This is a genomic window from Deltaproteobacteria bacterium, from assembly GCA_019309545.1.
Classification (GTDB): Bacteria; Desulfobacterota; Desulfobaccia; order Desulfobaccales; family Desulfobaccaceae; genus Desulfobacca_B.
Window position 1 is genome coordinate 35,897 of sequence record JAFDGA010000007.1, and the last position, 21,479, is coordinate 57,375.

The following is a 21,479-nucleotide window of genomic DNA, read 5'->3' on the forward strand; positions in this document are numbered from 1 at the left end:
CTCAGGCTCCTTTCTTTAGGGCGACCTGGGTAGTCAATGTTGGGACCACGTCGTCCAATGAAATAATTTCCTGGTCACCACTCGCCATCTGACGCAGGGGGGCCTGCCCGGCTGCCAATTCGCGATCACCCAGAATCAACACATAATCGGCTTTGCGGCGATCCGCAATAGTCATCTGGGCCTTCAAAGAGCGATCCGTAAAGTCCATTTCTGCTGCCCATCCCAACTTCCGAAATTCCTGCAAGAGTTGAAATCCCCGGCTGCGGGCGGCCGCGCCCAGGGCGGCGATAAATAGTTGCGGGTGCGGTTCCGCAAAGCGACGAAAATCAGTTATTAACGCGGCCAGCCGTTCCTGACCAATGGCAAAGCCCAGGGCAGGCAGATCTGGTCCGCCTAAGGCCTTAACCAGGCCGTTGTAACGCCCGCCGCCGGCAACGGCATCCTGGGCCCCCAACTGCGTGGTCAACACCTCGAAAGCGGTTCGGGTGTAATAATCCAGACCCCGCACCAACCGGGGGTTCATCTCAAAAGCGACTCCAAAGCTGTCCAGTAGCTCTAACACCCGGTCCAGATGCCCACGGCACTCCAGGCACAGATGTTCTAGCAGGATGGGGGCCGCGGTGACGATCTGCTGACAGGCCTTGGATTTGCAATCGAACACCCGCAAAGGATTGCTGCTCACCCGGCGTTGACAGTCAGGACACAGTTCACCGGCCCGGTGGGCCAAAAAGGCGGTCAATTCCTCTTTAAAGCCCGGCCGACAGCCGGGGCAACCCAGGGAATTGACGACCAGACGGACCTGTCCGAGGCCAAATTTATCCAGCATATCCATCAACATCAGGATCAGCTCGGCATCCAACTCGGGGGCGTCTTCCCCAAAGGCCTCGCAATTGATCTGATGGAACTGACGGTAGCGACCTTTCTGGGGCCGTTCGTAGCGAAACATCGGGCCGATGGTAAAATATTTTTTAACTCCAGCACCCTGATCAAGATGATTTTCAATAAAGGCCCGGACCACCGAAGCGGTGGCTTCCGGCCTCAAGGTGAGGGAATCCCCATGCCGATCCATAAAGGTATACATCTCTTTTTCCACAATATCAGTGGACTCTCCGATGGAACGGGCAAAGAGTTCGGTCCGTTCCAGCAAAGGCAAGCGCAACTCCTGGAAGCCGTAGCACTGAAAAACCTGACGGGCCTGCTGTTCGATGGCGTACCAGCGGGCCGCCTCCGCAGGCAAAAGGTCCTTCATGCCCCGGACGGCCTTGATCATCCCGGACTCCTCGAAAAGACTGTTCAAAATTTATAAATTTAACAGCTTAAACGCATCACTGTCAACAATTTTGTGTTTTTGGTAACTTGTTGCTGGGAGAGAGACAGTTGTCGGCGGGTTGGTTAGGTCGGGGTAAGGGCAAAAAACGCCAAAGCTCCGAAGTTTGGCAGGGCTTCGGAGCTTTGGCGCTCAGTATGTTATTAATTTCTTTAAATTTTTACCACATTTCGGGCTTGGGGACCCTTGTTTCCCTGGACTACTTCAAACTCGACCTCCTGATTTTCCTCCAATGAGCGAAATCCTTCCGATTGGATGGCACTATGATGCACAAATACATCTGGACCGTTCTCTCGGGAAATAAAGCCATATCCCTTGGAGTCATTAAACCACTTTACTTTGCCTTTCTCCTTCATTATTCTAAGGAACCTCCTAAAAATGTAAAACAGTTGCCTGCCCGCCAGGCAGGACCAAGAGAGCAGCCAGATAAAAAAACCGGGACTCCGCTGACTGTCGTCCCGATTCCGTCCAGGGCCACAGCCCCAATAATGCCTGACCTGCTATCTACTAAGCAGCTAATACCATTGCCGCCACTTTATGTCAATTAAAAAAGTTCGCTTGTGGCGATATTGGTACTTAATTTCGTCAATCAAGGCCCCAGAGCAGTAGTCATTATTATCCATGATATAAACAATCATGAAAATTGTCAAAACCGCGGCCGGGACCGCGGTCTGCTGGCTGAACAGGGTAAGGGCCAACCGCCGGCCAGCGCATAGTTTTTCAGGGTGCCCAGCAAAACCAGGCTGGTTATCAGGGGCGGTTTAACGCCTCCCAGGCGGGCGAGGCGATCGATCACCGTCCCCAATATGAAGGTGCTGGCCAAGGCAATGAGGGCCACCGGTAGCAAGGTATGGTTTCTCTAATAAGCGCAGCGAGGCGTGTTCGGCCAGACGCGGGTAAATCCTGGGGAACAGCCGGGTCCAGATGCTTTCCAGGTCGTTTACCCGGACCAGACCCTGGTCGAGGAGATGGGCCAAGGCCACCAGACCGCCACAGGGAGGGGCGTCAGCCGCTCCGGCCGGGTCAGCAAAGTCGCAGCCATGGATGCGAAACACGCAGCGGGAGCATAAAAACTTTGATAGCTGATCCAGGTGGCCTGCGTCCTGAACCGGGCCGCCAGGCGATTCGGCCAGGGCATTTACCAAGCGAGGCTCAAACCCAGCCCAAGCCGTCAGGAACTCGAAGCCCAGACATTTTTCCGGTTCGTCATGTGTCGCCCGGGTAGCAAAATCTCGAACAGCGATGGCTCTGGCTAGGGCCGATGTCCCATTACATTAATTTGTTTTCATAATCAAAGCTGTGTGTTATGCTGCCCCCTTAAAGAACCCAATCAGCCCAATTTTTCCAATCTAACTTAAGCTTACAAAGTTTAACGCGGTTGATGAGGAAGGAACCGGATGTCACAGGCTTTGCGTAGAGACCCGGCCCTCCGCCGTAAGTTACTGGTGGTGGCGGTGCTCTATTTTGCCGAGGGTGTGCCTTATGGGTTTATCAATATCACTCTCTCGGTCTATTTTCGCACCCAGGGAATGCCTCTGGAGCAGATCGGTTTCTTGAGCATCCTGGGACTGGCCTGGAGCTTAAAAGTATTGTGGTCGCCCCTGGTGGATCGCTACGGCACCCGGGCCGGCTGGATGGCGCCGGCCCAGGTGGTTATTAGCCTCTGTATGGTGGCGATTACCGGCTTTGAGGTATCGCCGGCCCCATGGAGCTTTTGGGCGCTGATCGCCCTGTTGTGTACCGCCTCGGCCACCCAGGACCTGGCCATAGATGCCTATACTATTGATCTGCTGGAAACCCGGGAATTGGGGGTGGCCAACGGGGTTCGCATCGGGGCCTACCGGGTGGCCCTGATTGCTTCCGGCGGCGGTTTGGTTATGCTGAGCGCCGCCCTGGGCTGGCCTGCTACCTTTATCGGGGTAGCGGTGATGATGGCCGCCTTGGCCCTGACGGTAATAATTTTCCGTCCCTTCCACCAACCCCGCCCGCTGCACCTCAAGGCCAATCCCGCCGCCTCGCAGGGGCAACTGTGGGCGGCCATTCAGGGCATCGGGCGACTGCCCCAGATCTGGGCGATCATCTTGTTTACCTTGCTTTTTAAGGTCGGGGATGCCATGATGGGGACAATGATCAGTCCCTTCTGGGTGGATCAAGGCTTCAGCCGCACCGAAATCGGCCTGGTCTCAGGAACCTTTGGGGCCGGGGCCACCATTGTCGGATCCATGATCGGGGGTCTCCTGACCAGCCGTTGGGGCATTGCCCGCGGCTTGTGGGTGCTGGGCGCGTTTCAGGCCTTGTCTAATCTGGGCTACTGGATCGCGGCCCTACCTGGCATGTGGCGCTATACCACTTACCTGGCCTCAATCGGCGAAAGCTTTACCGGCGGCATGGGTTCGGCGGCCTTTATGGCCTTCCTGATGAGTCTCTGCGACAAGCGCTTTAGTGCCACCCATTACGCCTTTTTCAGTTTCCTCTTCGGTTTTAGCCGCTCTATTGCCGGATTTTTGGGAGGATTGGGGGCTGCCCATTTCGGATATGCTCATTTCTTCTTTTATACTTTTTTGGCCGCCCTTCCCGCCTTTGCCCTGCTGCCCTGGGTGTTGCCGGTGGTACGAGGGTTAGAGGAAGGGCCGTGGGCGGTGGCAAAGGAGAGCTGAGATGGACAAAAACACTTATGCTGACAAATTACAGGCCTTAACCGACATTTTTCAGGGGGACGGACCATATGCCAAGAAGGTCCTGGATCAGTGGCTGCAGAGCAAAAAGGCCGAATTCGAAGCCGAAATTATTGCCGAGGTCAACCGCCGTCTGGAAGGGCTGACTTCGATCGTGCCGGTGACCATGCGGGTGGTAATCGATGCCAGCGGCATCCATCTGCCCCAGGCCAAGGCCAAGCCTGCCCCCCAGAAAGCCAAACCAGCAAAGCTCGAGGTCGCCGAGGCGGGCAAAAGATAGATATTTGAGACTCAGGATTGGACCGCCAGGAATATGAAAAACGTCTGGCCACTGCCATCCGCCTGTTAGGAGAGGAAGCCGGCCATCGTTACATGGAACAACGGCTGGTGGAACTGCGCGGTAAAATCGCCACCCAGATGCGGCAGGCAGTACAGGCCCGGCTCCAGGGGCTACATAGCTTATTCCCTCTGGAGTTGTCGGTGGAAATCGGCCCGGAAGGGGTTCGGGTCCAGCGCCAACGCCGGACCTGGAACCAGTTGATTTCCTGATATGGAAAGCTATGCCAAATTTGTCCGGGTGCTGCTGACCGGGCTGCCGCGCAGCGGCAAGACCACCGCGGTGCAGCGGGTGGTGGCTGACTTTTGGGGGCAGGCGGCCGGATTCTATACCCGAGAGATACGCCACCACGGGACACGGGTCGGTTTTGAGATCATTACCCTCGCAGGTCAAACCGCCGTTCTCAGCCACGTTGATTTTCCTGGGCCCTTACGGGTCGGCAAATACGGCGTCAATCTGGAGAATCTGCACCAGGTTGCTCTCCCCGCCTTAGTTCCCGCCCCCGGCCTTGACCTGATCGTGGTCGATGAAATCGGCAAGATGGAATGTCTGTCACCCCGGTTCATCGCGGTCATGGAAAACCTGTGGCGGGCCCCGGTGCACATCTTGGCTACCATCGCCGCCAAAGGCGGGGATTATATTCAGACGGTAAAACAGAAACCAGGGATTATCCTTTTAAACATTAATCCCCAGAATCGGGAGGAAATTCCAGCCAAAATCCTGAACCTGTTATGGTCAAGCCAGAGAAAATCGGAATAGATGGACCATAAAGCCGAAATCAGCCGCCGCCTGCAAGAGCACGTCAGTTACTTGAGTCAGACCGTCGGGGAGCGCAGCATCTATCGCCCCCAGGCCCTGAAGGCCGCCGAAGATTATGTCCGGCAGACTTTTGTGTCCCAAGGCTACCAGCCGGAACGGCAGCCGTTTATTTACTTACGGCAAGAGGTGGCCAATGTGATTGCTGGTCACCGGCCAGCCCCGGGATATTATCTGCTGGGGGCCCACTTTGATACGGTTTCCGGGACGCCGGGGGCCGATGACAATGCCAGCGGTATTGCGGTGCTGCTGGAGGTGGCCCAGCTGGCTCGAGATCTTCCGCAACCACTGCCCTGGGCCTTTGTCGGCTTTACTACCGAGGAACCCCCGGCCTTTTTCACCCCCTACATGGGCAGCCGGTTTTATGCCAAACAGGCCCGGAAAAATAAGGAAAATATCAAGGGCATGCTCTGCCTGGAGATGGTGGGGTATTACCGCCACGAGCCCCACAGCCAGGACCTGCCTTTCCCCCTGCGGTTCATGGGCTACCCTACCACCGGCAACTTTATCGGTCTGATCGGCAACCGCCGCTCTCGGGACCTGTTGACGCGCCTGGAGCAGGCTGTTCGCCAGGGCTGCCAACTGCCGGTGGAAACCCTGGCCGTTCCCTTTGGCGGCTATCTGTTGCCGGAGACTCGCTTGAGCGACCATGCCTCTTTCTGGGATCAGGGCTATCCGGCCATCATGCTCACCGATACCGCCTTTTTGCGCAACCCCCATTATCATGGTCCGGGCGATGTTATGGAAAATTTAGACTTTGCCGCCATGGTCGAACTGACCCTGGGCCTAGTGAATTTTGTCCGGTTGACCAGCCAGTCCCTTTAACTGCGCGGCTTTGGGTTTAGTTAGTCTCAATCCTCCGTTTTAGATTTATCTTCCAGTCGCCGCCCTCTATACCAATCGATCTGGCGGCAGATGCCTTTGATTACTTGCACCTCCCGGGCCTGGAGGCCATGGCGGGAGAAAAAACGCCGTATATTCCTCATCCAGTGTTCCGGGTTCTGATGACCGATATAGTTAATTCTGACCAGCGTTTCCTGTAAGATGGCGTACATACTCTCCAACTCCCAGGAGTTTGCCAACCGGGGTGTTGAGCCAGCGGGTCGATCGTTGCGGGCCAGATAGATTTCATAGGCCAGGATCAACACGGCCTGGGCCAGATTGAGGGAGCGGAAAGGGGCAGTGGGGATGCTCACCAAAGTATGGCAGTAAGTCAATTCCTGGTTAGTCAAGCCCCAGTTCTCAGGACCAAAAAGCAAGGCGATGTGGTTGCGCTGCGAGTAGTCGATCAGTTGCACCGCCAGTTCCCGGGGACTGATGACACTCTGGCGGACCCCTCCTAAACGGGCGGTGGTGCCGACGATATACTGGAACGGCCCCAGGGCCGTCCCCAGATCCTCATATATCATCAGCTTGTCGATCAGATCAGCAGCGCCGATGGTAGCCATCCTGAGCATGCGCTCCCGGTCGAGGACTTCAGGTTGGACCAGAATCAGACGGTTCAGCCCCATATTTTTGGCGGCCCGGGCCGCGGCCCCAATATTTTCCGGGGAGCGGGGCTTATGGAGCACAATGGCCAGGTGCTCCAGTCTGACCCGGAGCGGGAAGGCAGTGGAGATATTCTGCATATGGACTCAAATCTCAGAGTTATAGTATTTCTCAAAACTAACTTCGACATCCAGCCGATTATAATTCGTCGGGGTACAATTCATTGTACCCCCAAGAACTTAATTTTCCAGACTTTTTGGCAGGGCTTGATAAATCAAGCATTACATTTTACCCAGCCGATCAGCAAGAATTTTTGAGATTCCTGATAATTTAAATATCTGGTCCCGGGCAATCAGCCTATAAGTAACCAGATCACCACCAGCCACAGCCGGGCCTCAAGGCTAATATTACCAGGATCCTCCAAAATTTGGAGAGCTAAATGTTTTGAGACTTGAGATAGTTTTCTTTTAGGGGAATAGGCATTAAATGTTATCCAGCCTGAAGCCAATCAGTGGCATTGATTAGCTGTAAAGTAAGGGAATTTTGATTAGCAACCTCCTTATCGGGCTTGCGGAACCGCCATTTTCGCGGTAAATATTATATATGTTACTTACTTGTCGGAAATCGGATAGGCTAGGATGGCTCATAATTGCGATCCTGGCCATGATTATAGTGGGGCTGGTCCCCCTTCCGGGCCAAGCCCGGGTTTATACTGATCAGTTGGGACGCCAGGTTTCGGTTTCCGATAATCCGCGACGGGTAGTCGCCCTGGCGGCCAGCATCACCGAGATCATTTTTGCCCTGGGACAGGGCCAACGCCTTAAGGGGGTCACCCAATTCAGCAATTTCCCTCCGGCGGCCAAATCTCTGCCCAAGGTCGGCTCTTACATTCATCTTGACCTGGAGCGGATCATGGCCTTGCGGCCGGATCTGTGCATTGCCACTAAAGATGGCAATCCCAAGTATGCGGTGGACCGGTTGACCGATTTGGGAATTCCGGTTTACACGGTAGATCCGCGGGATATGCGCGGGGTGATGAACTCCATCCGGGAAATCGGCCACTTACTCGGGGCTTCGGCTCGAGCCCGGGAACTGGTCGCGGACATGCAGCGCCGTCTGGATCGGGTTAAATCCCTGGTGGCCCACAGTCCTCTTCGCCCCCGGGTCTTCTTGCAGATCGGCATTGCTCCCATTGTTTCAGCCGGTTCCAATACTTTTCTTGATGAACTCATTTCCCGGGCCGGAGGACAGAACCTGGCGGCTGGACCGGTGGCCTACCCCCGGTTCACCCGCGAGCAGGTCCTGGCCCTGCAGCCCGACGTCATCATCATCACTTCCATGACCCGCGGCGCCGCTTTTGACCAGATCAAAGCTGAATGGAGCCAATGGGACCATCTGCCGGCCTCCCGGCAGCATCGTATTTTTGTGGTGGATTCGGATATTTTCGATCGCCCTTCGCCCCGGATGGTCGAGGCCCTGGAAACCTTGTTTCGCCTTATCCATCCTGAGCTTGGGAGCCAGTTGCCTTGAACCCGGGCCAACCCCCGCTGTTAAGGCGTCTGTTGAGGGTCTCAGGGCTGCTGACCGGTTTGCTCCTGGTCAGCGTGGTGCTGGGACTGGGTCTGGGATCGGCCCAACCCCACCTTTTCGAGAGTCTGGCGGTGTTGTTCGGCCAGGCTGATCCGGAGTCGATCACTGCCGCCATTATTTGGCGTCTGCGTCTGCCTCGGGTAATCCTGGCCGCTCTGGTGGGGGCCACCCTGTCGCTGGGGGGACTGGTATTCCAGGCCCTGCTCCGCAATCCGCTGGCCGAGCCCTACATACTCGGGGTATCAGGCGGCTCCGCGGTAGGGGCCATATTGGGGATTTTGCTGGGCCTGGCCCCTTTTCCTGGGGTTGCCTTGCTGGCCTTTGCCGGCAGCATGGCCACCCTGGTTTTGGTCCTGATCCTGGCCGCGGGGCGGGCCGTTTCCCAGAAAGGCTCGCTGTTATTGGCCGGAGTCATGGTAAACGCCTTCTGTTCGGCGGTTATCATGTTTTTTATCTCCATTACCCAGGACGCCCGCCTGCACAATATTATTTACTGGCTGATGGGTGATCTGTCCCAGGTAGCGCCGGAACGCTTGGTCCTGCTGTTCTACCTCTTGCCCCCCTGTTTTGTCCTGATTTTTCTGCTGGCCCGCCCCATGAATCTGCTGGCCCTGGGGGAGGAGGTAGCCATGTACATGGGCATCAATGTCAAGACCGTCTCTTATGTCCTATTGATCACTACCTCGCTGATGGTCAGTGCAATTGTCTGTCAGTCAGGATTGGTGGGGTTTGTCGGGCTGGTCGTCCCGCATCTACTGCGACTAATCCTGGGGCCTGATCATCGTCTGTTGATTCCCGCCTGTGTGCTGGGGGGCGGCAGTTACCTGGTGTTGTGCGACCTACTGTCACGAATTCTGCCGTCGCAAGGAGAAATGCCGGTGGGGGTAATTACCGCCATCATCGGCGCACCCCTGTTTATCCTGCTATTGCAAAGGAGCCGGGGATGAAACCGGCGGTTATAATTGAACATCTCTATGTGGCTTACGGGAAGCGGCTCGTATTGCAAGACCTCTCCTTTCAGATCGACGATGGCGGCTTTTTTATTATTATCGGTCCCAATAGCTCGGGCAAAACCACCCTTTTGAAAACCATGGCCGGGGTGGTCCGGCCGCAACAGGGTTATGTGGAAATTTTAGGTAACCCTCTGGCCAGCTATGCCAAGAGAACCTTGGCCCAGCAAGTTGCCGTGGTCCCGCAATACACCCCTACGGACGTGCCTTTTACCGTCCAGGAGGTGGTGCTGATGGGCCGCTCCCCCCATCTGAGCCTAGCCGGTCTGGAGCAGAAGAGAGACCTTGCGATAGCCCAGGAAGCCATGGAGATAACCAAGGTAGCCCACCTGGCCGGGCGGCGACTGGATCAGCTAAGCGGCGGGGAGTTGCAGCGGGTGGTCCTGGCCCGGGCCCTTTGCCAGCAGCCCCGCCTGATTATGCTGGACGAACCCACCGCCTCCCTCGATCTGGCCCATCAGGTCAATATCATGGACCTGCTGGAGCGGCTCCAGCAAGAGCGGGGTCTGACGGTAATCATGATCTCCCATGATGTCAACCTGGCTGCCATGTATGGCAATCAACTGCTGCTGATGAAAGAGGGCCGGATAGTCAGCCTGGGGCCGCCTCGGGAGGTGCTTACCTATGCCCAACTGGAGCAGGCCTACGGTTGCGTGCTGTTGGTGGATGATAACCCCGTGAGAGATGTGCCCCGTGTGACTCTGGTACCTAAGAAGATGCTTCATTCTTTCTTTTGAGCAATGATCTTAACAGTCTTTAAGATCTTCCGGTAAGCAACCCCTGGGCTACCCCAGAATTTGCTGGCCAACGGCTTCCTTCCCAAAACTAAGCCCCCGCAATTCCGGTCGACAGCAAAAAATTACCAAGCAAGCCAAACCAGCCGTACTGCTGCCCAGGCCCACGGTCAGGCAGGGCCCCCAGTAGTCCGCCAGGGTGCCGAACAGCAGACTTCCCACCGGATTGAGGCCGATCAGGATCAGACTGAATAGTGACATAATCCGCCCCCGCAGTTCATCCGGAACATTGAGCTGCAACAAGCTGTTGGTGGTCGAGATGTTGATGACCATGCCCAATCCGGCCAGAAAAAGCCAGCCCAAGGCCACCATATAATTCCGACAAAAGGAAAAAGAGATTAAGGACAGGATTAGCAGTACCGCGCCGCCCCAGAAAAAGGGCATGGGCGAGTGGCGGCGCAGGCGGTTGGCCAAAATCAGCGCTCCTAAAAAGGCCCCCAGGCCGGTAGCGGCCATCAGGAAGCCATAGCCCCGGGCCCCGGTCCCCAGGACATCCCGGGCAATCATCGGCATCAGGACCAGAAAGGGCATGACCAGAACCGAAATTATCCCCATCACCACCAGCATCCAGGTCAGGTCCGGGCGGCTGCGAAGATGGCTGGTCAGCTCCAGCATGCCCGTCCAGGTGCGGGGTCGAGGCCGGGAAACCGTGCTAATGGGGAGGCGCATCAACATCAGTCCCAGGACCGGGGCCAGGTAAGTCAGGGCATTGATAAAAAAACAGTTGGCCATCCCCACTGAGGCAATCATCAACCCAGCCACCGCGGGTCCCAGCACCCGCGTCCCATTGAACAGGCTGGAATTGAGGGCAATGGCGTTGGGCAGATCTTCCTTGCCCACCAATTCCACGATAAAAGACTGGCGGGCCGGGATATCAAAGGCCATGACCGTGCCCAATCCTAAGACGATTAATAAAATATGCCAGATCGCCACCCACTTTAAATAGACCAGCAGGCCCAGCAGCAGGGCCAGCAACAGGGCGGCGGTGTTGGTGACAATCACCATCACCCGGCGGTTGACATGATCAGCCACTACCCCGCCCCAGAAGGAAAATAACAGGATGGGCAGGGTGGACAGTGCTCCCACCAGACCCAGCAGGAAGGCGGAGTTGGTCAGTAACAGCACCAGCCAGCTCTGGGCCACCGATTGCATCCAGGTGCCGATCAGGGAGATGGCCTGGCCGAAAAAAAACAGGCGATAATTGCGATGCCGGAAGGAAACAAAGGTGTCGGCCAGATATAATGGCATCTCAACTCCGGGCCCGCTTAACCTTCGCTGCCAGGTTGGGGCGGTCACTGATAATGGCGCCATCCCGCAGCACCAGCAGACGGTTGGTATAGGCGGCGATATCGGGGTCATGGGTGACCAAAATGATGGTCAGACCCCGCTCTTGGTTTAATTGCTGAAACAGGGCCATGATTTCCAGGCCAATAGCGGTATCCAGGTTGCCGGTGGGCTCATCAGCCAGTAGCAACACCGGATTATTAATTAAGGCTCGGGCGATCGCCACCCGCTGCTGCTCCCCGCCGGAAAGCTCTGAGGGTAAATGGTCTTCGCGGCCGGCCAGGCCGACCTGCGCCAGAGCCTGCCGGGCTTGGACCCGTCGCGGACCCGAGGCCAGACGGGTATAAAGCAGTGGCATTTCAACGTTCTCCAGGGCACTGAGGCGGGGCAGCAGATAAAATTGCTGAAAGACAAAACCGATCTTCTGGTTGCGGATCTGGGCCAGGGCGTCTCGTTCCAAGGAGGATACATCCCTCCCCTCCAGATAGAAGCGCCCCTGGCTGGGGGTATCCAGGCACCCCAGAATATGCATCAAACTGGACTTGCCCGATCCCGACGGCCCCATAATGGCCACAAATTCCCCCTGCTCCACCTGGAGATTAATGTTTCGCAAGGCAGTGACCGAGTGTAACCCCCGCGCATAGATTTTGGACAGTTCACTTATGTGGATCAGGGCCATGGTGTAATGTCTTAAAACGGTCGGCGTTGGCGCGTGGGAGAGCGACGTTCCGGGTTTGCAGCTTCCTCTTTCGATATCTGGGCCACAATGACCTGATCGCCTACTTTGAGATCACCCTCGACCACTTCGGTCCACTGGCCGTCGCTGAGACCGGTAACCAGAGGGACCGGTACTGGTTGGTTGTCCGGGCCTAAACGCCAGACGTGGTTGCCCTCCGGGAGGGGAGGGGCAGCCGGCGCTCGGGGCCGGAAGCGCAGAGCTGCATTGGCCACGGCCGTCACTTTTTCCCGCCGGGCGACTTGAATTGCGACGCTGGCGGTCATGCCGGGTTTAAGCAGCAATTCGGGGTTTTTGGTCTCAATGACGACATTATAAGTTACCACATTTTGCAGGGTTTGGGGAGACAGCCGGACCTGGGTGACCTGGCCGGTAAAGGTCTGGCCGGGATAGGCATCCACCGTAAAGGTGGCAATCTGGCCTTCCTTGACTTTGCCGATATCGGCTTCGTCCACCGCGGTATCGACCTGCATCTGGGTCAGGTCCTGGGCAATGTTAAACAGGGTAGGAGTCTGGAAACTGGCAACCACGGTCTGGCCGACGTCAACGTCGCGTGACACCACTACCCCATCCACCGGCGACACAATGGTGGTATAATGCAAATCGGTTTCGGCGCTCTTCAGGTTGGCCGCGGCCTGGGCCACCTGCGCCTGGGCGGCGTGCAGTTCGGCGCGGCTGGTTTCATAACGGGTATAGGCATTGTCCAACTCATCGCGGGCGACCAGATTCTGCTCCCAGAGCTTCTGGTAACGCCGGTAATCATTAAGAGCATCTTGCAGGTTGGCCTGGGCTTTGAGGACATTGGCCTGGGCCAACCGATAGTTGCCCTGGGCCTGAGCTACCCGGGCTTTGAACAGGGCCTGGTCAATCTGGGCAATGACCTGACCTTTTTTTACCTCGGAATTATAGTCGGCGTAGATTTCCTTGATCATCCCGGTTACCTGAGTGCCGACCAAGACCGTGGTTACCGGGTTAAGGGTGCCATTGGCCACTACATTGACTTCCAGGTTAGTCTGGCGCACCGGTTCCAACTGATAGCGCATCTGCGGCTGTCGGTCGCGGAACCACAGCCACCAGCCTCCGCCCACTAAAACTAATAACCCCAGAGCCAGCAGTTTGAAGGTACGATTAATCCTGATCATTTATACCTGCCGCTGCCAATCGAAAGATATTTTATGGTATCAAAAAAATCATTACAACTCATTCACGACAATTTTCAGCCGCTTAAATAACCCCCCAAAAGGGAATTCTTACTTTATTATAGATTGGCAGATCGATTTATTATATCTTTTATGTCTGAAATGCCCAAGGAGAGAGATGTTACTCAGTTAATTAACTGAATCGGGAACAGGATTCTTAGGGTAATAATTACTTCCCGGCCGAAAAGGGGCGTTCCGGCCGGAATAGTCAGCCATAGTGAGTATATTAGTGCGTGCCTTGTTCTCTCCACAGTCGGTAGCGTTGATCGGGGTGCCGCGGCAGACCGGCGTCGGTGCCTATAATGGCCTGGAAATGCTGCTGCGATATGGTTATGCGGGGAAAATCTTTGTGGTGCATCCCAAGGCCACCGAAATTTTGGGTTTTAGGGCCTATCCGCGTATTCTCGAGGTGCCCGAGGTGCCGGAATTGGCGGTCATTGCCGTGGGCCGGGACCGGGTCTTGCCGGTCTTTCAAGATTGTCTGGTGCATGGCATCCGTTGGATTATCATTATCTCCCAGGGATTTGCCGATGCCGATGCTCAGGGGCAGGAATTACAGGCCCAATTGGTGAGCGAAGCCCGGCGCTATGGGGCCCGCTTCCTGGGACCTAACACCATGGGCACCATGAATGCCTTTGCCGCCTTTACCACCGCGTTCATCGATCAGGTTCGAGATCCCAATCCGCCGCCGGTTACCCTGGTCGCCCAGAGTGGGGCCCCGCAGGTAGGATCGGAATCCTTTACCGGCCGGCTCGGCAAGGCCATTGACCTGGGCAACGCCGCTGACCTGGGATTCGTCGAGGTTCTGGAGTACCTGGAACACGACTCCGAAACCGAACTGATTGTCCTGCATATGGAAGGCCTAAGCGAAGGGCGGAAATTCCTGGAGGTGGCCTCCCGCATTACCCGAAACAAACCCATTATCGTCTTCAAGACCGGCCGCAGTGAGGCTGGGGCCCGGGCGGCGCTGTCCCATACCGGCTCCCTGGTGGGTGAGGACGCGGTGTTTACCGCCGCCTTTGCCCGGGCCGGTCTGGTGAAGGTTAACAGCGCCACCGAGTTATTGGATACGGTCCAGGCCTTCCGCCAACTGGCGCCATTGAAAGGCCCGCGTCTTGGGGTGGCAACGGCCAGCGGCGCTTTGGGAATCATGGCAGTAGATGCCCTGACCCAGGAAGGGCTGACCCTGGGGCGGTTAGCCAAGACTACCCGTAAGATGCTGGAAGACAAGGGCCCGTACTGGCATCGTTTGCAGAACCCGGTGGATCTTTGGCCCATTGGTATGGTCAGCGGCGATTTTATCGGCTGTGCCGAAACCGCCCTGGCCGGCTTTCTGGCCGATCCGGAAATAGATGGAGTAGTGGGCTTGCTGCCCGCGCTCTCTTCGCCCCTGCACCAGGATATGTTGACCACCCCCAAAATGATCAATCGCCTAGGCCCGGAGCGGGTCGGTAAACCCCTGGTGCTATCGCTCTATGGCGATCACCGGGAGCAGACCTGTCAGGATTTAGCCCAAGTGCCGGGAGTAGCCTGCTATTTTGCCGTGGAACGGGCGGTGGCCGCCTTAGGCAAACTATATCGCTATCATCAGGCCATTATCTCGACGGCGGAGTCCTGGGGCAGCGCCAGGCCGCCTGTTCCCTGCCCACAGATGCCACGCCCAGTCCGAGAGTCTGTCTTGCTGGGCCAGGCCGCCCTGGAGTTCCTGGCAGCCTATGATATTCCCGTCCTCCCCAGTCGCTTGACCAAGACCGACCAGGAGGCAGTGGATATTGCCGAGGCTTACGGCTATCCGGTGGTTCTCAAGGTGGTGTCGCCCCAGTGGCTCCATAAATCTGATCTAGGCGGGGTGGTGTTGCATCTTTCCGGTCCGGATCAGGTGCGCCAAGCTTTTCTGCGCCTGCAAGCCGCGGTGGAATGTCATACCCCTGGGGCGCTCCTGGAAGGCATTTTGGTCCAGAAGCAGCTGAGCGGCAAGGAGATCCTCCTAGGCATCAAGCAGGATGCCACTTTCGGGCCGGTAGTGGTCTGCGGCCTGGGCGGCATCTATACGGAAATCCTCCAGGACGTGGCCCATAACCTGGCCCCGGTGACAGTCCCGCAGGCCCAGGCGATGCTGTTAAGCTTAAAAGCCTATCCATTGCTCTTGGGGGGGCGCGGCGAGCCCCCGGTGGCCCTGGAAGAGCTGGCCCAAGCCTTGGCCAATCTCTCGGAACTGGCGGTATCGGTGACTGATCTGCAAGAGTTGGATATTAATCCAGTGATCGCCACTCCAGCAGGGTGTTGGGCGGTGGATGCGCGGATCGTCTGGCAGAAAAAGCCAGAATAAGAAAACCCAATAAAGGCAATCAAAATATTAAATCAACCCCGGCACCGGTTCGGTCTGGCGCTCAATTTTGGTCCCCAGACTGGCGGCGCAAAAGACACATAAATACTCATGCAGCTCGCCATCCGGAAGGATCAACAGGAGGCGCTTGCGGACCGGCACGGCCTGTTGACATTGCGGACAGTAGAGAGCGGAAGCCTCAAGTTGCTGGAAACTGGGTTCCGGTCGATAATCGGCTGACATGTTGTTAACCCCGCACTCCCGATCTTAAGGTAAATTATCAAAAAGCTCGTGGAGTTGCAACTCCAGGGCCTGACATATCTGAGGTAGGAAATACTTGGCCTGGGCTGATCTTAACTGGGATGCCAGATCAGACGGCAATCCCAGTTGCGGCCAGACCACTTCCAGAGCCAAAGGTAAAAATCTTTCCTGCAGGCGGGTTCCGGCCGGACTTGGCCAAAAATGTTCCAGGGCCATAAAAAAGACCAGCAGGCGACGGAACAGGTTCAGGTCATAATTTTCTAACCCCAAGTCATAGCGGTGACGCCCGATGAGCCGTTCCCCTAAAGTTCGAAACGTTTCATAGAGTTTAGTCCGCCCGGACACCCGCAGCGACGCCTCCAGCAGCGAGAACTCGGCAGCAATTTCATGATATTGATCTAGGGAATAATCGGTCAAGGTCAGGCGCTGCCGGAAGTATTCGACAAAGACCGCTTTGCTCCAATCCATGGCCATCAGAAATTCGGTTTCCTGACGCCAGCCCTTCAGCACCATGAGCGGGGTGCCGGTAATCTCGGCAATCCAGGCCAGGGAAAACTGCCCCAGATAGGCCTGCATCAAGGCGGTAGCGTATTGCCGGAGGGGCATGATCAGGATTCGGCCCTTCAATTTAGGGGGTTTATGGGTGGCCGAATAACTTTGTAAGGTATCGCAGAGCCACTGTTGGTAAAGAAAAACCGGCTTCATATCAAATTCTGGGAGTGAGTCAAAACCTCAATGCAGCAGATGGATATTGCCCAGGTTGACGTGTCTGACTCCGGCCTCCAAGGCCACCTGTTTGGCCTGAAAAGCAAAGTCGCGGGAGGTAACCGGTAGGTCATTGAGGTAAAACTGGGGGTAAAAGCCCAACAGGCTGTAAGGAATATCCGGGTTGAGGGTGGCGATGAACCGGGCCAGGCCGTGGATCTCTTCTAAATCAATGTAACCGGGGACCAAAAGGGTGCTGGCGGTGATCAACGGCACTTCTGGCCGCTCTTCCCAGTGGGTGGCCAGCAATGCAAAATTCTTCAAGGTCTGAGAGTTGCTGACCCCGCACAGGGCCAGGTGAATCTCTTCGCTGAAGGACTTGAGATCAAATTTAATAATCCCGCCGTTGTCCAGCGAGCTGTCGATCAGGGGCTGCAGCCAGCGCTCCATTAGGGCGCCGTTGGTCTCCCAACAGATGCGCCGCTGGGGTCCGGTGGCGGCTGACTGCTGCTGGATGAAGCGGGCCGCGGCCAGGGCATGCGGCAGTTGCGGAGTGGGGTCACCGCCAAAGTAGCAGATACAGGCGGTGTTCTCCTGGACGGCGGCGGCCAACTGGCGGGCTGAAATAGCCGGACTGTTGAAGGTCAGTCTTTTAAAGTGCCAGTTCTGGCAATACAGACAGTTGAAATTGCAGGCATGGTAAAAGACGGCCAGATTGACATAGCCGTGCTCCGGGCCAGGGCGACGGGCATAGCGGGGATAGCCCCGCCCCGTCCCGCCCGGGCAGAACCAATCGGCCACGCAGTTGGTGGGCAGGGGATCGTTATAATGGCTGAGGCGGGCCCCGGCTGGGCCGCCGCCCCGGAGCTGGCCATTCTCCACCCGCCGGGCCCCGCAAAAGCCATAGCCGCCTTCCGGGATGCGGCAGGCATGGAAACACAGGCTACAGAGCTTGCCAGTGGCTTCCTGCGGCGGCCGCACCGGCAGGCCAAAAGCCTGGCGGCTGGCTTGATGCAGCTTTTCGATCTCCGGCCCTACTTCGTTAAAGTGCTGGCGGATACAGACAGCACAGAATCCCAGGGTCTGGGAAATAAAGGGGCTTTCCTGGCCACAATAGCGGCAACGGCCCATGCGGATCGGTGTTTCAAGCTTCAAGGTACAGACCGCTCAACTGGTTATTCATTCAAATAAACTCGGATATAGAACCTTCCTATGGGGTTTACCGAAATACTCATAGGCCAGACGGGTGGCCATGCGGCCCCGGGGGGTGCGATGCAAAAAGCCGCACTGGATCAGAAAGGGTTCGTAGACATCCTCCAGGGTATCCCGCTCCTCGCACAGGGCCGCCGACAGGGTGTCAATTCCCACCGGACCGCCGTCAAATTTATCCATGATAGTCAATAAAATCTTACGATCCATGCGATCGAAGCCCCGGCGATCGACTTCCAATAGGTTCAGGCCGGCATCGGCGACCTGGCGGGTGATGCGGCCATCTTCCCGCACCTGGGCATAATCCCGCACCCTTTTTAACAGCCGGTTGGCAATGCGCGGCGTCCCGCGGGAGCGTTGGGCAATCTCCCGGGCCCCCTCCGGGTCAATCTCTACCTGGAGGATGGTCGCCGTCCGTTTGGTGATGATTTCCAGATGATCAGGGTGATAAAATTCTACCCGGAGCATCAGGCCAAAGCGATCCCGCAGGGCTGGGGTGAGCAGTCCGGCCCGGGTCGTGGCCCCTACCAGAGTAAAACGGGGCAATTCCAGCCTGATGGCCCGGGCCCCCGGCCCCTGGCCGATAATCAGATCCAGCCTGAAATCCTCCATGGCCGGATAGAGGATCTCTTCCACCACCCGCGGCAACCGGTGGACCTCATCAATAAACAACACATCGCCGGGCTGGAGGTTGGTCAGCAGCGCGGCCAGGTCCCCGGCCCGTTCGACCACCGGCCCGGAGGTGGTTTTGATCCCTACCCCCAGTTCATGGGCGATAATACAGGCCAGGGTGGTTTTCCCTAGACCGGGATGACCATGCAGGAGGATATGGTCCAGCGCTTCGCCCCGGCCCCGGGCCGCGGCAATGGCGATCTCCAGGTTCTTTTTAACCTCCTCCTGCCCGACGAATTCGGCCAGCGACCGGGGCCGCAGCCCAGGTTCCAGACCCATGTCTTCCGGCTGTCGCTGCGGACTGACGAAGCGCTGCATTTCTTCCATAATACGCCAGTTTACCGCACTAGGGTTAGAATTGCAAGCAAACCTAACCTGGTGGGCACAGGGAGAATCACCCCCTTCTTGCCCGGCCATCCAGAAAGCCATTGCTGATTAGTGAATTAATCTGTTAAATTTTAAAAATTTAAACCTAAGCACGGTGATTTTATGGAATTAGCCATTGCGGCCCGGGGCATCGACAAGGCTTATCGCCGCGGCTTTTGGCCGCGGCAGGTCAAACCAGTGCTCCTAGATTTGGATCTGGAAGTTTCTCAAGGAGTAATCTTTGGCATTCTGGGACCCAATGGGGTGGGCAAAACCACCCTGATTTCGATCCTGGCCACCCTGCTTGCTCCCGACGCCGGTGAGGTTTCCATCCTGGGCCTGGATATCCGCCGCGAGGTGCAGCGATTGCGCCAGCGAATCAATCTGGCCGGCGGCGCCGCCAAATTCATCTGGTCCCTGACGGTAACGGAAAACTTGCGGTTTTACGGCCGACTCTACGGGCTCTGGGGGCAGCCCCTAACCGCCCGGATCGAGGAATTGATTGAATTATTTGAGCTCCAACCATATCGTCGCGTACCCTTTGACCGGTTGTCTTCCGGCCTCAAACAACGCTTGGCACTGGCCAAGTCCTTGATTAATGCGCCGCAGTTGTTATTTCTGGATGAGCCAACCAGCGGTTTGGACCCGGTGATGGCTCAGCACACCCGGGACGAAATCCGCCGCCTCAACCAGATTACCGGCCTGACCATCCTGCTCACCACCCATAATATGCGGGAAGCGGAATATCTGTGTGATGAGGTGGCTTTTCTCCAGGCCGGGCGGATTATGGCCCGCGGCACGATCCCCGAGCTGCAGACCCGTCTGGGAATCGGCGATCAGCTGATCCTGACCTTTGAAAAAACCCCGGACCGCCTGGATTACAGCCGCTTTCCAGGGCTGCTGAGCTTTCAGGAGCGTCCTCCGGTGGTGGAGCTGGTGGTCGATCAGGCCGAACTGCGCCTGGCGCCGATTCTGACCGAGTTGCAGCGTACCGGCAATTCCCTGGCTAAGGTTCAGCTCCGAGAAGTGGACCTGGAGGTGTTGTATCGTGAGATTACTCACTGAATTCATTAAAATCTGGGCCTTTGCAGCCCGGGGCGGGATCATGAATCGCCGCAATTTCTTTGCCGTATTCGAGATGTTTTTCTGGCCCCTGGTGGCGGTGTTTTCGGTCGGGCTGCTGACCCAATTTCTGCAACTGGATGAGGCCACCGTCTCTTTTGTATTGATCGGCGCGTTGGCCATGAACACCATGCAGATTGTCCAACTGGACATTTCCTATGCCTTGCTCTATGATGTCTGGAGCAAAAGCCTCAAACATGGGTTTATCGCCCCCATCCGCCTGGGCCATATTGTCCTGGGGTCGGGATTAGTTGGCTTTGTGCGCGGCCTGCTGGTATTTGCCATCATGGGAGCGCTGAGTATTTGGTATTTTAATATGGAGCTGTGGCGGCCCGGCCTGCTGCCACTGCTGTTTTTTTTGGTCGGCTTATTTCTGATGGCCGCCATTGCCGGAGTTCTGGTCATCGGGTTGGTGCTAATTTTTGGCCACCGGGCCGAAATCACCGCCTGGGCCATCACCTATCTGCTGATGATCCTTTGCGGCCTTTACTATCCGGTGTCCCTGCTGCCCACCGGGGTGCGAGGGCTGGCGGAATTAATTCCGCTCACCTATTTCCTGGAGTATTTTCGCAGTTTTTATGGTTTCCCGGCCTCGGTAGCCCATCCTTTGGAATGGGGTCTGCTGCTCGGCCTGGTTTATTTGGTGGTCAGTTACGGCCTTATGCTCCTGAGCCTGAAGGCCTCGCTCAGGCAGGGAACCTTGGTCAAGCTGTCGGAATAATCGAGGTATCTATGATTGGCGTCTTTGACTCCGGCTTTGGCGGTCTGTTGGTGTTGAAGGAATTATTACGGCTGCTGCCCGACTACGATTACCTTTATCTAGGGGATAACGCCCGTATCCCTTATGGCACTCGTTCTGATGAAGTGGTCTACCGTTTTACCCTCCAGGCCGTCGATTATCTGTTGCAACAGGATTGTATCCTGATCATCCTGGCCTGCCACACGGCCTCTTCCAAGGCCCTGCGGCGGATTCAACAGGAATATCTGCCGGCTCACTATCCGGACCGGCGGGTACTGGGAGTAGTAATCCCCACCGTCGAGGCCGCCCTGGCGCAAAGCCCCCGGGGACGCATCGGGGTCATCGGCACCGAGGGCACTGTGGCCTCCAACTCCTTTGCCATTGAATTGAAGAAATTAAAGCCGTCAACCCAGGTGTTCCAACAGGCCTGCCCGCTGCTGGTCCCTCTTATCGAAGCCGGCGAGCAGGATTGGGAGGGCACTGAACTGATCCTCAAAAGGTACCTGGCATCCCTGCAACAAGCCCGCGTCGATACCTTGATTCTGGGATGCACCCATTACTCCATCGTCAAATCCCAAATCCGGGCCATCATGGGCAATGACCTGAAGATTATCTGCTCGGCGGAGGTGACTGGGGAGAAGTTGGCCGACTATCTAAGGCGGCACCCCGAGATCGAGACCCGGCTCTCCCGTCAGGGAGGTCGTCGCTATATGACCACTGATCTGACCCCAGGTTTCCAGCGGCTGGCCAGCCTATTTATGGGACAACCCATTGCCCCGCAGATTCTGGAATTGTAAGTTGCTTCTTTAGCTTAGCGGTTAAC

The 21,479-nt window shown here is 56.7% G+C and carries 24 protein-coding genes; 12 read left to right on the forward strand and 12 right to left on the reverse strand.

Annotated elements, in window-relative coordinates:
• Nucleotide 1 precedes the first annotated feature (1 nt).
• The 4 genes from JRG72_03450 to JRG72_03465 all read right to left on the reverse strand — a co-directional run bounded on the left by JRG72_03450 (nt 2) and on the right by JRG72_03465 (nt 2,472).
• On the reverse strand, nt 2-1,270 hold the full coding sequence (locus JRG72_03450; GenBank protein MBW2134277.1) for a histidine--tRNA ligase: 1,269 nt from the start codon (nt 1,268-1,270) through the stop codon (nt 2-4).
• 209 nt (nt 1,271-1,479) lie between these two features.
• Nucleotides 1,480-1,683, reverse strand: coding sequence for a cold-shock protein (locus JRG72_03455; GenBank protein ID MBW2134278.1), 204 nt, complete (start codon nt 1,681-1,683; stop codon nt 1,480-1,482).
• Between the two features lie 159 nt (nt 1,684-1,842).
• Complete coding sequence (locus tag JRG72_03460; protein ID MBW2134279.1) at nt 1,843-2,025, reverse strand: hypothetical protein; 183 nt, start codon at nt 2,023-2,025, stop codon at nt 1,843-1,845.
• A 63-nt stretch (nt 2,026-2,088) separates the two neighbouring features.
• Nucleotides 2,089-2,472: a hypothetical protein gene (locus tag JRG72_03465; protein MBW2134280.1), complete on the reverse strand. Its 384-nt coding sequence runs from the start codon at nt 2,470-2,472 to the stop codon at nt 2,089-2,091.
• Nucleotides 2,473-2,724: 252 nt separating this feature from the next.
• On the opposite strand from JRG72_03465, the gene JRG72_03470 reads away from it, so the two are divergent.
• From JRG72_03470 to JRG72_03490, 5 genes are read left to right on the forward strand one after another with little or no spacing between them, the layout of a single operon-like run.
• The gene (locus tag JRG72_03470; GenBank protein MBW2134281.1) at nt 2,725-3,984 is read left to right on the forward strand and encodes an MFS transporter; all 1,260 of its coding nucleotides are present in this window, start codon (nt 2,725-2,727) and stop codon (nt 3,982-3,984) included.
• Between the two features lies 1 nt (nt 3,985).
• The gene (locus JRG72_03475; protein ID MBW2134282.1) at nt 3,986-4,282 is read left to right on the forward strand and encodes a hypothetical protein; all 297 of its coding nucleotides are present in this window, start codon (nt 3,986-3,988) and stop codon (nt 4,280-4,282) included.
• Between the two features lie 17 nt (nt 4,283-4,299).
• Nucleotides 4,300-4,551, forward strand: coding sequence for a hypothetical protein (locus JRG72_03480; protein ID MBW2134283.1), 252 nt, complete (start codon nt 4,300-4,302; stop codon nt 4,549-4,551).
• Between the two features lies 1 nt (nt 4,552).
• A complete protein-coding gene (locus JRG72_03485) occupies nt 4,553-5,098 on the forward strand; it encodes a hypothetical protein (GenBank protein ID MBW2134284.1) in 546 nt (181 codons plus the stop codon).
• Nucleotides 5,099-5,980, forward strand: a complete 882-nt coding sequence (locus JRG72_03490) for a M28 family peptidase (GenBank protein ID MBW2134285.1) — start codon at nt 5,099-5,101, stop codon at nt 5,978-5,980.
• A gap of 26 nt (nt 5,981-6,006) precedes the next feature.
• On the opposite strand, the gene JRG72_03495 is transcribed toward JRG72_03490, so the two are convergent.
• On the reverse strand, nt 6,007-6,783 hold the full coding sequence (locus JRG72_03495) for an RNA methyltransferase (protein MBW2134286.1): 777 nt from the start codon (nt 6,781-6,783) through the stop codon (nt 6,007-6,009).
• A gap of 523 nt (nt 6,784-7,306) precedes the next feature.
• On the opposite strand from JRG72_03495, the gene JRG72_03500 reads away from it, so the two are divergent.
• From JRG72_03500 to JRG72_03510, 3 genes are read left to right on the forward strand one after another with little or no spacing between them, the layout of a single operon-like run.
• Nucleotides 7,307-8,173, forward strand: coding sequence for a cobalamin-binding protein (locus JRG72_03500; GenBank protein ID MBW2134287.1), 867 nt, complete (start codon nt 7,307-7,309; stop codon nt 8,171-8,173).
• Entirely contained in the window at nt 8,170-9,180 is a 1,011-nt protein-coding gene (locus tag JRG72_03505; GenBank protein MBW2134288.1) for an iron ABC transporter permease, read from the forward strand. The genes JRG72_03500 and JRG72_03505 overlap by 4 nt, the downstream gene beginning before the upstream one ends.
• Nucleotides 9,177-9,980, forward strand: coding sequence for an ABC transporter ATP-binding protein (locus JRG72_03510; GenBank protein ID MBW2134289.1), 804 nt, complete (start codon nt 9,177-9,179; stop codon nt 9,978-9,980). The genes JRG72_03505 and JRG72_03510 overlap by 4 nt, the downstream gene beginning before the upstream one ends.
• A 48-nt stretch (nt 9,981-10,028) precedes the next feature.
• Here JRG72_03510 and JRG72_03515 read toward each other — a convergent pair whose 3' ends face one another.
• Genes JRG72_03515 through JRG72_03525 form a run of 3 tightly spaced genes read right to left on the reverse strand, consistent with a single transcriptional unit; the run spans nt 10,029 to nt 13,199 of the window.
• Nucleotides 10,029-11,285, reverse strand: a complete 1,257-nt coding sequence (locus tag JRG72_03515) for an MFS transporter (GenBank protein MBW2134290.1) — start codon at nt 11,283-11,285, stop codon at nt 10,029-10,031.
• A gap of 1 nt (nt 11,286) precedes the next feature.
• Nucleotides 11,287-12,000, reverse strand: a complete 714-nt coding sequence (locus JRG72_03520; GenBank protein ID MBW2134291.1) for an ABC transporter ATP-binding protein — start codon at nt 11,998-12,000, stop codon at nt 11,287-11,289.
• A gap of 11 nt (nt 12,001-12,011) precedes the next feature.
• Complete coding sequence (locus tag JRG72_03525) at nt 12,012-13,199, reverse strand: efflux RND transporter periplasmic adaptor subunit (protein MBW2134292.1); 1,188 nt, start codon at nt 13,197-13,199, stop codon at nt 12,012-12,014.
• 286 nt (nt 13,200-13,485) lie between these two features.
• Between JRG72_03525 and JRG72_03530 the strand changes: the two genes are divergently transcribed.
• Nucleotides 13,486-15,585, forward strand: coding sequence for an acetate--CoA ligase family protein (locus JRG72_03530; protein MBW2134293.1), 2,100 nt, complete (start codon nt 13,486-13,488; stop codon nt 15,583-15,585).
• A gap of 27 nt (nt 15,586-15,612) precedes the next feature.
• Here JRG72_03530 and JRG72_03535 read toward each other — a convergent pair whose 3' ends face one another.
• The 4 genes from JRG72_03535 to ruvB are packed head-to-tail and all read right to left on the reverse strand — an operon-like array spanning nt 15,613 to nt 18,747.
• Complete coding sequence (locus JRG72_03535; GenBank protein MBW2134294.1) at nt 15,613-15,825, reverse strand: cytoplasmic protein; 213 nt, start codon at nt 15,823-15,825, stop codon at nt 15,613-15,615.
• Between the two features lie 24 nt (nt 15,826-15,849).
• Complete coding sequence (locus JRG72_03540) at nt 15,850-16,548, reverse strand: hypothetical protein (GenBank protein ID MBW2134295.1); 699 nt, start codon at nt 16,546-16,548, stop codon at nt 15,850-15,852.
• A 27-nt stretch (nt 16,549-16,575) separates the two neighbouring features.
• Nucleotides 16,576-17,679: a radical SAM protein gene (locus tag JRG72_03545; GenBank protein MBW2134296.1), complete on the reverse strand. Its 1,104-nt coding sequence runs from the start codon at nt 17,677-17,679 to the stop codon at nt 16,576-16,578.
• Nucleotides 17,680-17,727: 48 nt separating this feature from the next.
• Nucleotides 17,728-18,747: a Holliday junction branch migration DNA helicase RuvB gene (gene ruvB, locus JRG72_03550; protein ID MBW2134297.1), complete on the reverse strand. Its 1,020-nt coding sequence runs from the start codon at nt 18,745-18,747 to the stop codon at nt 17,728-17,730.
• Between the two features lie 171 nt (nt 18,748-18,918).
• Between ruvB and JRG72_03555 the strand changes: the two genes are divergently transcribed.
• The 3 genes from JRG72_03555 to murI are packed head-to-tail and all read left to right on the forward strand — an operon-like array spanning nt 18,919 to nt 21,453.
• A complete protein-coding gene (locus tag JRG72_03555; GenBank protein ID MBW2134298.1) occupies nt 18,919-19,860 on the forward strand; it encodes an ABC transporter ATP-binding protein in 942 nt (313 codons plus the stop codon).
• Nucleotides 19,844-20,638, forward strand: a complete 795-nt coding sequence (locus JRG72_03560; GenBank protein MBW2134299.1) for an ABC transporter permease — start codon at nt 19,844-19,846, stop codon at nt 20,636-20,638. Before JRG72_03555 ends, JRG72_03560 begins: the two co-directional genes overlap by 17 nt.
• Before the next feature lie 11 nt (nt 20,639-20,649).
• On the forward strand, nt 20,650-21,453 hold the full coding sequence (gene murI, locus JRG72_03565; GenBank protein MBW2134300.1) for a glutamate racemase: 804 nt from the start codon (nt 20,650-20,652) through the stop codon (nt 21,451-21,453).
• The last annotated feature ends 26 nt before the right edge of the window (nt 21,454-21,479 follow it).

What these genes read in the sequence shown, in the direction of transcription:
- JRG72_03510 (MBW2134289.1), top strand. Translation starts at nt 9,177, where the DNA reads ATGAAACCGGCGGTTATAATTGAACATCTCTATGTGGCTTACGGGAAG.
- JRG72_03450 (MBW2134277.1), bottom strand. Translation starts at nt 1,270, where the DNA reads ATGATCAAGGCCGTCCGGGGCATGAAGGACCTTTTGCCTGCGGAGGCG.
- murI (MBW2134300.1), top strand. Translation starts at nt 20,650, where the DNA reads ATGATTGGCGTCTTTGACTCCGGCTTTGGCGGTCTGTTGGTGTTGAAG.
- JRG72_03535 (MBW2134294.1), bottom strand. Translation starts at nt 15,825, where the DNA reads ATGTCAGCCGATTATCGACCGGAACCCAGTTTCCAGCAACTTGAGGCT.
- JRG72_03455 (MBW2134278.1), bottom strand. Translation starts at nt 1,683, where the DNA reads ATGAAGGAGAAAGGCAAAGTAAAGTGGTTTAATGACTCCAAGGGATAT.
- JRG72_03495 (MBW2134286.1), bottom strand. Translation starts at nt 6,783, where the DNA reads ATGCAGAATATCTCCACTGCCTTCCCGCTCCGGGTCAGACTGGAGCAC.
- JRG72_03485 (MBW2134284.1), top strand. Translation starts at nt 4,553, where the DNA reads ATGGAAAGCTATGCCAAATTTGTCCGGGTGCTGCTGACCGGGCTGCCG.
- JRG72_03520 (MBW2134291.1), bottom strand. Translation starts at nt 12,000, where the DNA reads ATGGCCCTGATCCACATAAGTGAACTGTCCAAAATCTATGCGCGGGGG.
- ruvB (MBW2134297.1), bottom strand. Translation starts at nt 18,747, where the DNA reads ATGCAGCGCTTCGTCAGTCCGCAGCGACAGCCGGAAGACATGGGTCTG.
- JRG72_03515 (MBW2134290.1), bottom strand. Translation starts at nt 11,285, where the DNA reads ATGCCATTATATCTGGCCGACACCTTTGTTTCCTTCCGGCATCGCAAT.
- JRG72_03545 (MBW2134296.1), bottom strand. Translation starts at nt 17,679, where the DNA reads ATGGGCCGTTGCCGCTATTGTGGCCAGGAAAGCCCCTTTATTTCCCAG.
- JRG72_03500 (MBW2134287.1), top strand. Translation starts at nt 7,307, where the DNA reads ATGATTATAGTGGGGCTGGTCCCCCTTCCGGGCCAAGCCCGGGTTTAT.
- JRG72_03470 (MBW2134281.1), top strand. Translation starts at nt 2,725, where the DNA reads ATGTCACAGGCTTTGCGTAGAGACCCGGCCCTCCGCCGTAAGTTACTG.
- JRG72_03555 (MBW2134298.1), top strand. Translation starts at nt 18,919, where the DNA reads ATGGAATTAGCCATTGCGGCCCGGGGCATCGACAAGGCTTATCGCCGC.
- JRG72_03490 (MBW2134285.1), top strand. Translation starts at nt 5,099, where the DNA reads ATGGACCATAAAGCCGAAATCAGCCGCCGCCTGCAAGAGCACGTCAGT.
- JRG72_03525 (MBW2134292.1), bottom strand. Translation starts at nt 13,199, where the DNA reads ATGATCAGGATTAATCGTACCTTCAAACTGCTGGCTCTGGGGTTATTA.
- JRG72_03540 (MBW2134295.1), bottom strand. Translation starts at nt 16,548, where the DNA reads ATGAAGCCGGTTTTTCTTTACCAACAGTGGCTCTGCGATACCTTACAA.
- JRG72_03475 (MBW2134282.1), top strand. Translation starts at nt 3,986, where the DNA reads ATGGACAAAAACACTTATGCTGACAAATTACAGGCCTTAACCGACATT.